Source organism: Calothrix sp. PCC 6303 (genome assembly GCF_000317435.1).
GTDB lineage: Bacteria > Cyanobacteriota > Cyanobacteriia > Cyanobacteriales > Nostocaceae > PCC-6303.
Genome location: NC_019751.1, coordinates 5,507,151 through 5,522,047 on the forward strand (window position 1 = coordinate 5,507,151; position 14,897 = coordinate 5,522,047).

At 39.5% G+C, this 14,897-nt stretch carries 10 protein-coding genes; 7 read left to right on the plus strand and 3 right to left on the minus strand.

Features of this window, described 5'->3' with window-relative positions:
- Positions 1 to 24 precede the first annotated feature (24 nt).
- Both CAL6303_RS22300 and CAL6303_RS22305 read right to left on the minus strand, forming a co-directional pair.
- Positions 25 to 5,838, minus strand: a complete 5,814-nt coding sequence (locus tag CAL6303_RS22300) for an ATP-binding sensor histidine kinase (protein WP_015200093.1) — start codon at positions 5,836 to 5,838, stop codon at positions 25 to 27.
- 10 nt (positions 5,839 to 5,848) lie between these two features.
- The gene (locus tag CAL6303_RS22305) at positions 5,849 to 6,124 is read right to left on the minus strand and encodes a hypothetical protein (RefSeq protein ID WP_015200094.1); all 276 of its coding nucleotides are present in this window, start codon (positions 6,122 to 6,124) and stop codon (positions 5,849 to 5,851) included.
- 134 nt (positions 6,125 to 6,258) lie between these two features.
- On the opposite strand from CAL6303_RS22305, the gene plsX reads away from it, so the two are divergent.
- From plsX to fabD, 3 genes are all read left to right on the plus strand, one after another.
- Positions 6,259 to 7,284: a phosphate acyltransferase PlsX gene (plsX, locus tag CAL6303_RS22310; protein ID WP_015200095.1), complete on the plus strand. Its 1,026-nt coding sequence runs from the start codon at positions 6,259 to 6,261 to the stop codon at positions 7,282 to 7,284.
- A 96-nt stretch (positions 7,285 to 7,380) separates the two neighbouring features.
- On the plus strand, positions 7,381 to 8,373 hold the full coding sequence (locus CAL6303_RS22315) for a beta-ketoacyl-ACP synthase 3 (protein ID WP_015200096.1): 993 nt from the start codon (positions 7,381 to 7,383) through the stop codon (positions 8,371 to 8,373).
- Positions 8,374 to 8,574: 201 nt separating this feature from the next.
- Positions 8,575 to 9,465: an ACP S-malonyltransferase gene (gene fabD / locus CAL6303_RS22320; protein ID WP_015200097.1), complete on the plus strand. Its 891-nt coding sequence runs from the start codon at positions 8,575 to 8,577 to the stop codon at positions 9,463 to 9,465.
- 84 nt (positions 9,466 to 9,549) lie between these two features.
- Here the strand turns inward: fabD and CAL6303_RS22325 are convergent, their stop codons facing one another.
- Positions 9,550 to 10,518 (minus strand): hypothetical protein, encoded by a 969-nt coding sequence (locus CAL6303_RS22325; RefSeq protein ID WP_015200098.1) that lies wholly within the window; start codon positions 10,516 to 10,518, stop codon positions 9,550 to 9,552.
- Between the two features lie 325 nt (positions 10,519 to 10,843).
- Between CAL6303_RS22325 and CAL6303_RS22330 the strand changes: the two genes are divergently transcribed.
- The 4 genes from CAL6303_RS22330 to CAL6303_RS22345 all read left to right on the plus strand — a co-directional run bounded on the left by CAL6303_RS22330 (position 10,844) and on the right by CAL6303_RS22345 (position 14,885).
- Positions 10,844 to 11,707, plus strand: coding sequence for a Tab2/Atab2 family RNA-binding protein (locus CAL6303_RS22330; RefSeq protein ID WP_015200099.1), 864 nt, complete (start codon positions 10,844 to 10,846; stop codon positions 11,705 to 11,707).
- 110 nt (positions 11,708 to 11,817) lie between these two features.
- Positions 11,818 to 13,131, plus strand: a complete 1,314-nt coding sequence (locus tag CAL6303_RS22335; RefSeq protein WP_041740856.1) for a TldD/PmbA family protein — start codon at positions 11,818 to 11,820, stop codon at positions 13,129 to 13,131.
- Between the two features lie 197 nt (positions 13,132 to 13,328).
- The gene (locus CAL6303_RS22340; RefSeq protein ID WP_015200102.1) at positions 13,329 to 13,700 is read left to right on the plus strand and encodes a Spx/MgsR family RNA polymerase-binding regulatory protein; all 372 of its coding nucleotides are present in this window, start codon (positions 13,329 to 13,331) and stop codon (positions 13,698 to 13,700) included.
- 126 nt (positions 13,701 to 13,826) lie between these two features.
- Positions 13,827 to 14,885 (plus strand): metal ABC transporter substrate-binding protein, encoded by a 1,059-nt coding sequence (locus CAL6303_RS22345; RefSeq protein ID WP_015200103.1) that lies wholly within the window; start codon positions 13,827 to 13,829, stop codon positions 14,883 to 14,885.
- Positions 14,886 to 14,897 lie beyond the last annotated feature (12 nt).

Consider the following 14,897-nt stretch of genomic DNA (forward strand, 5'->3'; position numbering starts at 1 on the left):
TTCGCCCATAACATGTATTTGATACTACAGTGGAATCTCAATTAGAAATTCAGTACCATTTCCTAAAACAGAATTACAAATCAAATTACCACCGTGGTTTGTTTCAATAATTTGTCGTGCGATCGCTAATCCCAATCCAGTACCTTTACCAACTGCTTTCGTAGTAAATAAGTGGTCGAAAATTTTCTGTATAACAGATTCACTCATTCCTTTACCATTATCATCAATTGAAATTTTGACATAATTATTTTCTACAAATGTCTTAATTGTAATCCTGTTAGGATTTTCTTTTATTTCCTCAAACCTACGTCCTATATTTACTTCATCCAAAGCATCAACAGCATTGGCTAAAATATTCATGAATACCTGGTTTAATTGTCCAGGAAAGCATTGAATTTGAGGTAAATCACCATAAACTGTTGTTACTTCGATAGCTGGACGTTGTTCGTTAGCTTTTAGGCGATGTTTGAGAATTAAAATTGTACTATCAATACCTTCGTGGATATTAAATGGTACTTTGTAATCTTGATCGGCGCGGGAGAAAGTTCTTAAACTAGTACTGATATTTTTTAATCTTTCACATGCCGTTAGCATTGTATTAATCATTTTCGGCAAGTCCTCTAAGCTATAATCCAAGTCGATTTCTTCAGCATGTTGAATAATTTCTACATTAGGATTTGGCAAATTCTCTTGATATAGTTTTAAATGCTCTACTACATCAGCAATAGTAGGTTTAGCTTGTTTAAGGGTTGCAGATATAAACCCCAGGGGATTATTCATTTCATGTGCTATCCCGGCAACTAAATTACCGAGTGCAGACATTTTTTCACTTTGAATAATTTGTAATTGTGCCTGTTGTAAATCCTGCAATGCATTTTCTAATTCTTGAGATTTTTCTTGAATTGCTGCCTCTGCTTGTTTGCGTTCTGTAATATCTAATAACAGTCCATCCCAGATGATTGTGCCATCACTTTGTTTGATGGGACGAGATACAGCTTGAATCCATTTTAATTGACCCGAAGGGGTAGTAATACGTCCTTGGTATTGCCAAGGTTGTAAGGTTTGAGCAGAAATGGCTACAGACTCTTGAAAATATGCTATGTCTTCAGGATGAGTCAATAATATTAGTTTATTTGCGTCTCTAACTGCTTGTTCCGGTAAAATTTCATAAATTTCATAGCATCCAGAACTGACATAGTTAAATTTAGGGATACCATCCGGAGAAAGTTGGAACTGGTAAATCATCCCAGGAGCATTTTCTGCAAGGTGTAGAAAGCGGGCTTCACTTGACTGTAAATTACTATATAGCTGGGCATTTTCTAGGGAAATGGCAATTTGAGATGAAAGTAGGCTAATAATTTGCTGACGTTCCTGAGTAAACACTCCAGAGGTGATTTTATTTTCTAAGTATATAATTCCTACTAGATGTCCCTGGTTCATAATAGGTATACACAGTACACTCTTGGGTTGATGTTGGAGCATATATTCTCCCATTAACCCAGAAATATCTGTTTGGCAATTATCAATAACTAATATTTGTTGAGTATTTTTAACGTAATTGATGATTTGCTGAGGAATTTCTTGACAAGTATCTATTGATTGTGATGAAAGGATAGTTTTGACTAGTTCTTGAGAATTTGATTCGTTATCAAGCAAGGTAATAGCTTTAACTTCCCAGTTGTTATTTTGGGGAAGAATTACTATAGATTTTTTTGCTCCAGAGTTTTCTAAGATAATTTTGGTGAGATTGGTGACGAGTTCATCTAATTCAATACTGCCAGAAATTGTTTGAGCGGCTTTGAGGATGGAAGCAAAATCTAAAATACCAGAAATACTGCTGCTACTAGTACTTAATCTATCAGTAGATGTGGGTGTCTGACCAAAGACAAAGCTAGAAATTGTTTCCCAAGGATTGAGGTTAATTCGTGGCTGCTCTAAGATGGCTTTAAGTAGTTGAGGATAGGATTTTTCTAAGTTATTAATTTTGGCTTTTGCCCCCCATTTTAGATAGCAATAGTAAGCCTCTTGTATATAGCCTGCGGCGACTTTTTCTTTGCCCCAATTGAGATAAAATTTGCAAGCCAGTTCGTTTCCTAAAGCTTCATCCTGAATAAAGCCATTTTCGTGGGCAAGTTTAATAGTGAGATCGTAGTATTCGATTGTGGCTAACTTATTATCTAAAATCTGATATCTAACTGCCTCTACCAGATAGTATTTGTGTTGATAATTCATTGGTGCAGCCTCAGCGTAGATACTGAGTTTTTTCTGATTTTCTTCAACTTGGGAAAGCAGTTTTTCTTGTTGTAAAAAATCCACTTGAGTATAAAGACTGAGACGAGTTAATGAGTCATAATAATAGTAGACAGGTGCAGAAGGCATCCCAATACCTGCTTTAATATATTTTGCTCCTTGATCTGCATCCTGAATTGCAAGAGAAATATCTCCAAATGAGTAGCTAAGTATTAACTTACTCAGAAAAAATAGATGAAGTGCCAGTTCGTCATTTTCTTGGATAAGTATCGACAAGTGGTGTTTTTCGTCATTGAGATCACTGCCAAGACAACTTGAATTTTCAGCTAATGTGAAATTTTTAATCGACCAACTAATAATATGTGCCCAAGATAAAAAATGCTGGCTTGTTAAAAATTTTGATTGGTAAATTTCTACTTCTTTGGATAAGTTCTCTAAATCATCTGTGCCGCTTAAATATGTGTAGAATAGTCTAAATGAAGTGGAAACAAGAGCATGAACTGAGTCACCTGTTTCTAATGCCACCTGATAGGACTTTTTCAACAAATCTATAGCCTGTCGGATATTTTGTCTATTTGATTGGTTGAATGCAGCGACTTTAAACTGAACCATACTTTGGACAGATTTTTCCGAAAATTCGTCCATGATGTGAAGTGCTAACTGCCCAAATTGATAGGCTGTCTCCAACTGATTTAGGACGGTACCGACAACAATGCCAAAATCTGCATAACCGGGTGCAGAGAAGGGTGAGTTACCATATTTCAGTGACAAATTAACTTGTTGACAAGCAATGCTAGGAAAGAGTTGGGGAGCAGCTTGGTGGATGGATGGGACAAGTCTAATCATAATCCGTAAAGCGGCTACAGCATTTAGATCCTGCATTTTTGGTAAGTTTGCCAGGTTAGCGATCGCTTGATCAGATAAAGATGCTAATGTGCTTTCTACTTGTTGCTGACTTTCTAAAGGGGTAACAGACTCAGGTAAAGTCACTCCTAATTTCTCAAGAATCTCCCTTCCGGTTGTAATTGCCTGTAGCTGTCTGTTTTGTACCTGATATGCTTGGAGTTTAATCTCATATATTTTTACTTGTTGAAGTAAGCTGTTGGTACGCTGCAATACCTTCTGACTTAAAGATTCCATCTGTTCAAAATCACAATTGAGTAATGCAACTTCTGCGGCTTCTTCGTGTAATCTATGCATTAAATCAGCATCAATATCCCAACCATTAGTTGTTAGCCATTCCATTCCATAATTAAGGTAATGTAGTGCCGTAATATAGGCAGTTGATTCTTTTGCTTTACGAGCCGCTCTGAGGTTTAATTGAGCATATTGTTGATGCTGAGGGAGTAAATCAATCGACGAAATACCATGATTTAACTGATTAACGATTTCAAAAATTTGCTCATCTTGTCGTGTTTGATGAGTATTTGCCAACAGAAGTTGTCCAATGCTGAGATGAGTCAGTTGTTTGTGTTCCTCTGGAATCAAAGAATAAGCAGCTTGTTGAATGCGATCATGTAGAAATTTGTATGTCACATTTTGAGAAATCTCTTGATTAACTAATTGACTTTCTTGCCCTATATAAAATTTATAAATATCACCAGTTGGCAAAATCAGACCTTCTTGTAAGGCTTTCCATAAACAAGCTGCGGTTTCTGTTTGTGATTGTTTAGAAATAATTGCTAAAGTAGCTAAATCAAACTGATTACCAATACAAGCAGCTAATTGCAAAACCTCTTGAGTTGACGAGGGTAATCTGCGTAATTGAAATGCCATAAAGTCAACCACATCATCTGTAGCTGATTGCTGAGTTATCTGTGTAACGTCACATTCCCAACACCCTATCTCAAAGTTAAATTGAATTAGCTTATCTTGATACAATGCTTTGAGACACTGGGTAGCAAAAAATGGATTGCCTTGAGTTTTTTGAGATATGAGTTGAGAAAGATCCCATGCTAATTCTTCTGAAAAATTAAGTGTATCAGCAACTAGTTTATTTATTTGTGTTTGATTTAGGGGTGATAAAGCAATGGTATTAATAATTGCTTTTGTTTTGGCAATTTCATTCAAGCTCAACATTAATGGATGTGTCGGGGTGACTTCATTATCACGATATGCACCAATTAAAAATAGATGTGTTGTATGAGCCATTAATAATTGCATTAAATTTAATGATGCAGAATCTGCCCATTGCAAATCATCTAAAAATATCACTAATGGATGTTCTTTACTTGTAAAGACTTGGGTGAACTTTTGAAGTAATAAATGAAATCGGTTTTGGGCGGCAGTTCCGGGTAGTTCTATAACAGATGGTTGCTTGCCAATAATTATTTCTAACTCCGGGACGATTTCAATTATTAACTGACCATTTTCACCAACAGCATCTAATATTTTCGTTTTCCACGCATAAATTCGGGCATCATTTTCTGTCAGCAGTTGCTTGATTAAATCACGGAAAGCTTGAACAAATCCGGAAAAGGGAATGTTTCGATTAAATTGGTCATATTTGCCTTTAATAAAATAACCTTGTTGCCGCAAAATAGGTTTATAAACTTCATTAACGACCGCAGTTTTACCAATCCCAGAAAACCCAGCTACCAACATCATTTCAGTTGCACCAAGACTAACTCTTTCAGATGCTTGGAGTAGGTTTTCTATTTCGGCTTCTCGTCCATAAAGCTTATCAGAAATAATCAGCCGATCGCATACATCATTCTGGGCAATTTCAAAGCTCTTAATTTTGCCAGTTTCCTTTAGTTGAACTAAACAATTATTTAAGTCAAATTTTAAACTCAAGGCGCTTTGATAGCGGTCTTCAGCATTTTTTTCCATCAATTTGCTGACAAGTTTTGAGATTACAGATGGAACTTGTGAGTTAATCTCATGCACTAATGGCGGCTTTTTGGCAATGTGGCAATGTATTAATTCCATCGCATTTTTTGACCGAAATGGTAATTTTCCAGTCAATAATTCGTAAAAAGTCACCCCCAAAGAATAGAAATCTGTACGATAGTCAATCCCCCGGTTCATCCGTCCAGTTTGCTCAGGAGATATATAGCTTAACGTCCCTTCTAGTACATTAGGATTGGTTAGGGTTTGAGTTTCCCGTGGGAGGAGAGATGCAATACTAAAGTCAATTAATTTAACCTCTTTAGTTTCGGGGTTAATTAAAATATTGCTGGGTTTAATATCTTTATGAATAATGCCCTCTTTATAGAGAATATCCAACGCGTCGCAGAGTGCGATCGCAATCTCTAAAAATTCCTGTAAACAGATTGTTTGTGCAGTCTTTAACTGGGCAAAATTGTCGAGAGAAATCCCCCCAAAGTCTTCCATCACCAACATATAGCCATTTTGATAAGTTTCTAGGCTGTAGGTTTGGACGATTAGAGGTGAGTTGAGGTTTTTGGTAATGGTATATTGATTGCGAAACTGCACCAGTTCGGTAAAGCTGGGACAAGAATTTTTCAGTAGTTTAATAACCACAGGTAATAAATCAGCCTGTCTAATCCCTCGATAAACTAGAATTCTGGAACCGTTGTAAAGTTGTTCACTGAGGTGATATCCGGCAATACTCACTGTAGTCATGACAATACCGCTAAATCTGGAAATTTTCTGAATTTAGTATTCCCAAATGAGCGACACAACTGTCTATTTTTTCCTGATTACCTGGGTTACACCAGGTCACAAAAATCCCGAAATATATCCAAGTTATCAAGCCGTCGTCAAGCCAGGATTTCTTAATTACTGAGCTTGCTTGACGTTGGGGACAAGCCACTACTGTTCCAGAGACAGCGACGTTGTGGGAACCAGAACGCTTTGCTAACGCGATAGCGAAGCGCCGAACTGTCGGTTCGCATCTTTGAACAAACATACCTATTTTCAATTTTCCTTGTGGGTAACATCAGTAATTGTTAACGTAGTCACAGATAATAGAAAAGAAGATGTCTGGTGCTTTGGTTAAGGGCATCTGGTAAAATTTGTAAGGTTTCTAGAAGCTGACAAGCAATGGGATCGACTGGTGTACGGATCGCAATAGATGCAATGGGAGGAGATCGCGCACCCGGTGAAATCGTGGCTGGCGCTCTGCGGGCACGGGAAGAATTGGGTGTCGATATTTTGTTGGTGGGTGATCCTCAACAAATTGAAGCTGTTTTGCCGCCTAAGACAAATTTGACTCAAGTTGAGATCGTTCCAGCAGAGGATGCGATCGCAATGGATGAGGAGCCTTTACACGCCATTAGGCGTAAACCCAAAGCTTCCATCAATGTGTCAATGAGTTTGGTAAAACAAGGTAAAGCTGATGCAGTCATTTCTGCTGGTCACTCTGGCGCAGCAATGGCAGCGGCACTACTACGTTTGGGTAGATTGCCGGGAATTGATCGTCCGGCAATTGGGGCTGTTTTTCCGACACTGGTTGCTAGCAAGCAAGTTCTCATACTTGATGTGGGTGCCAATGTCGATTGCCGACCCAAATTTTTGGAGCAATTCGCCATCATGGGGTCAGTATATAGTGAATTTGTCCTGGGTATTCCCCAACCAAAGGTAGGTTTGCTCAATATTGGTGAAGAAGACTGTAAAGGTAATGATGCAGCGGTTCGCACTCATCAACTGTTACGGGAAAATTCCCAAATTTCCTTTGCTGGAAACGCTGAGGGACGGGATGTACTTTCCGGTGACTTTGATGTCATTGTCTGCGATGGCTTTGTGGGCAATGTACTGTTGAAGTTCGCCGAAGCTGTTGGAAGTGTAATGTTGCAAATTATTCGTGAAGAATTACCCCAAGGTGTCCGGGGTAAAGTCGGCGCGGCAATTTTAAAACCCAATTTGAAGCGAATAAAACAACGTATGGATCATGCCGAACATGGAGGGGCACTACTTCTAGGTGTTGATGGCATTTGTGTTATTAGTCATGGGAGTTCCCAAGCTCCTTCGATTTTTAACGCGATTCGCATGGCAAAAGAAGCAGTGGATAACCAGGTATTGCAACGAATTCAATCGCAATATCAAAGCCTACAACGGGAAAGCAGTTAGTTATTGGTTGACAATCAAAAATCGAAAGTCAATTTTTTGACCTAGACTCTTGATGAATGACTAGCGGCGAATAACTAATAGCTAGAAGGAGTAGGAGTGCAAAATACAGGAATAGCAATCATTGGCAGTGGTTCAGCAGTACCCACTGCTTGTTTAAGTAACCAGGCAATGATGGATTTGGTTGATACATCAGATGAGTGGATTAAAACACGCACAGGTATCAGCCAAAGGCATATAGCAGCAGCGGGTGCCACCTTAAGCGCCCTGGCTACCGATGCCAGCCGGAATGCGATCGCTATGGCGGGAATCTCGGCTAGCGACATTGATTTAATTTTATTGACAACTTCCACCCCCGATGATTTATTCGGGAGTGCCTGCCAAATTCAAGCTGCTTTGGGAGCAGATAAAGCTGTTGCCTTCGACTTAACAGCAGCTTGCTCTGGTTTTCTATTTGGGTTGGTGACAGCTGCCCAATATATCAAAACTGGAGTTTTCCAAAATGTTTTGTTAATTGGTGCAGATGTACTCTCTCGCTGGGTAGATTGGCAAGATCGGGGTACTTGTGTACTGTTTGGTGATGGTGCGGGCGCTGTGGTGATGCAGGCAAATTCAAGCGATCGCTTATTGGGTTTTAAGCTCAAAAGTGATGGTAGCCAAAATCATTACCTGAATTTGAGCTATGCCGCTGACAGCCAGGAATTAACCCCAGGTGTGACAGTTAGTAAGGGCGCTTATCAAGCAATCACCATGAATGGCAAGGAAGTTTACCGCTTTGCTGTTCAATCTGTCCCAGAAGTGATCGACAAAGCATTATTTAATGCCCAAATCAGCACCGAGCAAGTCGATTGGCTGTTATTACATCAAGCAAATCAACGCATCCTTGATGCTGTTGCCCAGCGGTTGGATATTCCCAAACACAAGGTAATTAGCAATCTTGCCCAATATGGCAACACCTCCGCAGCCTCCATCCCCTTGGCATTAGATGAGGCTGTACGGGCTGGCAAAATCCAGAATAATGACATCATCGCTGCCTCCGGATTCGGGGCTGGCTTAACTTGGGGTGCAGCAATTTTTAGATGGGGAAGATAAGAAAAATGTCAAGGGTCAATGCAGGCAGAAGGCAGGAAACGGGTTTTTGGAGGAAGCTTGAACTCCACCAAAAACTTTTCCCCTTAAAAGGGGAGGCTTGTACTATGTTAGCTTTGGTTGAAATGATCCCGTTTGACTCTTGACGTTTTTCATCTCCTCAACTACCGACTATTTGAACATTTGACTATTGATCGTTGACTAATGACTAAAACCGCATGGGTATTTCCCGGACAAGGTTCCCAAGCTTTGGGAATGGGAATTGATTTGCTTGAACTACCTCAAGCTAAAGCCAAATTTGAACAAGCCGCAGAAATTCTCGGCTGGTCAGTGATTGATATCTGCCAGAATCAGGAAGAAAAATTATCGCGCACACTATACACCCAACCCTGCTTATATGTGGTGGAAAGTTTGTTGGTAGATGCTTTGCGTCAAAAAGAGCAGCCCGATTTAGTAGCTGGACATAGCTTAGGTGAATATATTGCCTTGTATGTAGCTGGTGTATTTGAATGGTCAGCAGGACTACGTTTAGTAAAACGTCGTGCGGAATTAATGGACGCTGCCGCAGGGGGAATGATGGCGGCATTTATTGGTTTTGATCGGCAACAATTGGATCAAGCGATCGCACAAACCAACGATGTGGTATTAGCTAATGATAATAGTGCTGCTCAAGTTGTCATATCTGGCACCCCGGAAGCTGTAAAATCAGTAATTTCCCAAGTTAAAGCCAAACGAGCAATTCCCTTAAACGTCTCTGGAGCATTCCATTCCCCCCTCATGTCACCTGCCGCTACAGAATTTGAAGAAGTCCTTTCCTCGGTAGCATTTTTACCTGCAAATATTCCAGTTGCATCCAATGTTGATCCAACACCATCAATAGATTCCGAGATTTTAAAGCAACGTCTGATTCAACAAATGACGGGTAGTGTTCGCTGGCGAGAAATTAGCCTCGCTTTACCTGAAAATAATATTAGCCGTGTCGTGGAAATTGGTCCAGGGAATGTGTTGACAGGGTTAATCAAACGAACTTGTCCAGATTTAAGTTTGATTAATATCCGGAACATGGATGATTTCAAGAAGTTTGTGTCAGTTTAATCAGAGTTTTTGTTTTGGTAAAAGCACAGCGATACTCCACAGGGGTATCGCACAAAAATTGAGTATTTTGGTACCTCTAACTAACTATTGACCAGGTAATCGCTGGGAATTTGGGTAAGCATTATACTGTTGTGGTTGACTTTGTTGTGGCAAGGTTGAGTTTCCATAACCACTAGTATTTGTAGAACCATTTGGTGCAGCAAAACCTGATGATTGTGTTGGTACTGGAGAATTAGAGGTTGATGTTACTGCTGCTGAAGATGTGGAATTGCTGAAATTATTACTGATATTACTATTGGGATAAGTGGAGTAGGTTTGTGTTTGAGGTACTGTATTTGATTGGTAAGAATTATTTTGAGGCGTTGAATTAACACCATTATTCGGCAAAGATTGATTAGGTAAAGAACTCGTTGATGAATTTTGCCCTAAATTATTCGTTGGATTTGATGTTACAGCAGGAGAATTAGATTTTTCAATTGCTGTCTTCAAAGCATCTGGAGTAGTTGAAGTTTGGTTTGGAGATTGATTATTAAAGTTTTTATCAGGTTGATTTAAACTATTAGTTTGTTTGGTTTGAGATGTGGGATTACTGAATTTCAATAAATCGTTTGCTTCGGTAATAAATTGGTTTTCCGGCTCACTGGTAACTGTAGTTTCTAGATTTTGAGGTGTACTTGAACTTGTCTTCTGATTTTTGATTGCCTCGTCTAAAGGATTTTTGCGTTTTTCAGTGGAATTACCTTTAAGTACAGGAGAATTCGCTGTAGCTAAAGCTGCCTTTTCGGCATCAGAAATGAGAACTGGTAAGTTGTCTATGTCAGCTGCGATCGCTTTATCCTCTGAGGATATATCATTACTTGGTTTTTCTATAACATCCGCTTTTGGTTCTTCAGATTGACGACTTAAAAAATTTGGATTGACAAAATATTCCCTTGCTACCAATCCAGCTACAGATAAAAAGATTGCCGTTCCCCAAACAGCAGGACGGGTCAAATTCCATAATTTAGCTTTGAGATAGCGTATAGAAGCAGGAGGGTAACGGTGATTTGGCATATTACTTACTGGGAAAAGAATAAATAATTTGATCGTAGCCTCATTACAGGTATTAGTCATCACCTAGAGACAGAAGGCAGGAGCAGCAGGCAAGAGGCAGTCTAGATGAAAAAATTTACCAGCATACATGTAAGTATCTTTTTTACCACTCACTACTCCCTACTCCCCACTCCCCACTCCCCACTCCCTTACCAATCAGCTAAAGTTCACATACCGCACTTCAAAAAAGGATATTTTTAGCGATCGCACTTAAAAACCACTCTCAAAAACCCATTCCTCGTATCATAAGAAATATTAGAAAACAGCTACGCAATCACGGTATAACATGGGAACAACTTGGGAACTTGATTTTTACTCGCGTCCAATTTTGGACGAAAACCAAAAAAAAGTATGGGAATTGCTACTGTGCGAAAGTCCGAAAGATTCCCGTACCAAAGTTGATTCGTTGTTCCGCTACGCTCAGTATTGCCCTAGTACCGAGGTAAACTCAGCGTGGTTGCGAACCGCAATTCAAGAGGCAATAAGCAAAGCAGGGGAAGCACCAACGCGGATCCGCTTTTTTCGTCGCCAAATGAATAATATGATTACTAAGGCTTGTCAAGATTCTGGGATTCCCGCACAATCAAGCCGTAGAATTTTGGTACTTCATCAATGGTTACAGCAGCGAATGGATGAGGTATATCCCCAAGAACCTGGGTACCAGGGAGGAAGTAACCCTTCGGTACGCTTAGATGCACCTGTTCCTCAACGCTTACCGGATGCTTTGGAGTTGGAAAATTGGGCTTTTGTGAGGCTAACAGCTAAGGATTTCCTCGATATGCCAGAGTGGGAAATTGGTTTTGGTGAAGGTTTTCCGCTGGAATTAGCGCAAATTTCCGATGATACACCCATTTCTGGAGTATTAATTTTTTCTTCCCGCTCACTACCTTTAGCAGCTTGGATGTCAGGTTTGGAGTTGGGTTACTTGAAATTTGATCAGAGTGAAGGTGGAAGATTGTTGTTAGAAACAGGTGCTACCGAAAGCTGGATTGTGGCGAATATTCGTAACTCACAAGTGATAAATGAGGCGAAAAATTTTGAAGTTGCCAAACAATCAGCAAATGGTGTGCATTTTATCGGAGTCCAGGCAAATCCCCAATCGGAATCTTTTGCAGGATTTTGGCTATTGCAAGAGGTCACTTTGCCGTAAATTTGTAAGGGGGTAATGGGTATATCAATTTTTCAGTTCCATGTCTCATGTCTTGTGACAATATCTGGAACTGAATGCCCAATTTCCTAGTTCCACTGCTAAAAATCATCATGGAGTCTCAAAACTCACAACAGGATACGCTAGCCGAACAGCTGTTGGAACTAGCGCTAAAATCGGGAGCAGATGCGGCTGAAGTATATCAGTCGCACTCACTTTCTAAACCAATATTTTTTGAAGCTAACCGTCTCAAGAAGTTAGAAACAAGCCAAGCTGAAGGTACAGCTTTGCGTCTTTGGTGTGGAGGAAGTCCTGGATTAACGGTGGCTTATGGGGAGGTTGAACCCCAAGTTTTGGTGGAAAGAGCCTTAGCTTTAAGCCAACTAAACCAACCGGAACCCATAGAACTGGTGCGTAATTCACAGCCTGCTTATCCTGATTTGGGAGAGAATGTCTCTGTTGAAACATTAGTGGGTTGGGGCAAAGAAGCGATCGCATTAATTCACGAAGCCCATCCAGATGTGATTTGTCACGGTGATTGGGAATGTGATGTAGAAACTACGCGCTTAGTTAACACTCATGGTTTAAATTGTTCCTACACAGATACAACTCTCAATTGCTATCTTTCCGCTGAGTGGGTAAGAGATGAAGATTTTTTATGCGTTTCTGATGGACAAACAAAACGTGGTGATTTATACCCCGAACAAGTAGCACAGCAAATTATCCAAAGGTTGGATTGGGCAAAGGAAAATGTCACACCTCCCAGCAGTGGTGTACCAATTTTGTTCACTTCCAAAGCCGCAGATATGCTGTGGGGAACAATTCAAGCAGCCCTCAATGGCAAACATATACTAGAACGAGCCTCTCCTTGGGCAGAAAAGAGGGGAAAATTAGTTACCTCTAGTCAACTCACTTTATACCAAGACCCCCTAGCAGGACCCTACAGTTGCCCCTTTGATGATGAAGGTACCCCCACTCAACCCCTGATATTAATTGAGGATGGAATCTTACAGAATTTTTATTGCGATCGCACAACCGGAAGAAGACTTGGTATAAATAGTACAGGGAATGGTTTTCGTCCCTGTCTAACTAGTTATCCCATACCCGGATTATTTAATTTTCTGATTGTTCCTAGCCACACATCTTTACCAGAATTGATTCACCAACTTGATGATGGCTTAATTATTGACCAAATGTTAGGTGATGGTAGTGGGCTTTCTGGTGATTTTTCCATTAATGTTGACTTAGGTTATCGCGTTCAAAAAGGCAAAGTCACAGGACGAATTAAAGATACAATGGTCTCAGGCAATGTCTACAATGCCCTAAAACAACTTGTGGCAATTGGCAGCGATGCCGATTGGAACGGTTCTTGTTATACTCCTTCTTTAATTGTTGAAGGACTTTCAATTACTAGTAAAAAATCTTAAACCAGTTAACTTTTTTATTGGGAAAAAAAACCAGTTAACAACAAAGGTGCCAAAATCAGAATTGAAATAATCAATAAGACAGTGGCTGGATCGATATTGATACCTTTATTGTTGGGGTCTTTCATTATTTGTGCCTGTGTTGAAAAAGTTTATTCATCTATCATCTAAAGTATATCCCATAGCGCTTTTCACTACTTATGTCCATTCAAGTTTATGGAATTCCTACCTGTGGCACTTGCAAAAAAGCTATGCAATGGCTAGACAAGAATCATGTCAAATATAAATTTATCAATACCAAAGAACATCCACCAAACGAAAGTACAATTCGAGAATGGGTCAAAACTTTAGGTTTTCAACCCATGCGAAACACTTCTGGACAATCCTATCGGACATTAGGTGAAGAAAAAAAGCAGTGGCAGGATGAACAATGGATTAAAGCTTTTGCTGAAGACGCAATGCTACTGAAGCGTCCATTATTTGTGAAAGATGAAACTGCGGTGATGGTAGGTTTTCGAGATCCAGATGATGTTATCCGCCAGAAACTAGCAATTTCTCCCAATTTAAACTAAATTTAGCTTAATTATCCGGCTTTCTTTAATAACTGAAATCAAATTATCTATTATCATTTTTATCTCATTATCTCGATATTCTATGTTAGAGTTGGAGAAAAATGATAAAATAATGACAAGTATTAAATGAAAACGAATATCAATACCTCAGAGGTGCGGGTACAAAAATATGTATCCTCAGCATCCGCTAATTCTGACAATATTTTAAAGAACATTTTCAAATATTTCCGTACTTCCACGCTTGTAACCGCAAAGTCCTCATTAATCATCGGAATTATACTGCTGGTATCTGGGCTAGCCGGGTGCAATTCCACACCCAAAACCGAACCAGAAACAACGAAAGTCACAGATACCGCAAAAAAAGATAAAAAAGTAATTTTAACTACCTTCACAGTCCTCGCTGACATGACAAAAAATGTCGCTGGTGACAAAGCAATTGTAGAATCAATAGTTAAGCCAGGAGCCGAAATCCACGGATACGAACCCACACCTAGCGATTTAGTCAGAGGTAAAAAAGCCGATCTGATTCTTGACAATGGGCTAAATTTAGAACGTTGGGCAGAAAGATTCTATAACAATATTCCCAAGGTTCCCCGTGTAACTTTAAGTACAGGTATAGAGCCTGTAGAAATCGGTGAGGATGCCTACAAAGGCAAACCCAATCCCCATGCGTGGATGTCGCCAAAAAATGCTTTGATATATGTAGAGAATATTCGCAAAGCTCTAGTAAATTTAGATCCTATAAATGCCAATACATATAACACAAATGCGGCTAATTATAGCCAAAAAATTCAAGCAATTGACCAGCGACTAAAAACATCTGTGTCAATAATTCCAGTGGAAAAACGTTATATGGTTAGTTGCGAAGGAGCATTTTCTTATGTCACCCGTGATTATGGTTTAAAAGAAGTCTATCTATGGGCAGTTAATTCTGAGCAACAAGCTACTCCTAGACAGATGGAAAAGGTAATCCAAACTGTGAAAATAAATAAAATACCTGCCGTATTTTGTGAAAGTACAGTTAACGACAAAGCACAAAGAGAAGTTGCTAATGCCACGGGGGCAAAATTTGGGGGAGTTTTCTATGTAGATTCTCTATCAACAGATAATGGTGCAGCACCAACTTATCTAAAATTAATTGAATATAATCTGAATATATTGATTCAAGGTTTACAAAAAAATTAGAATTTATCTTAA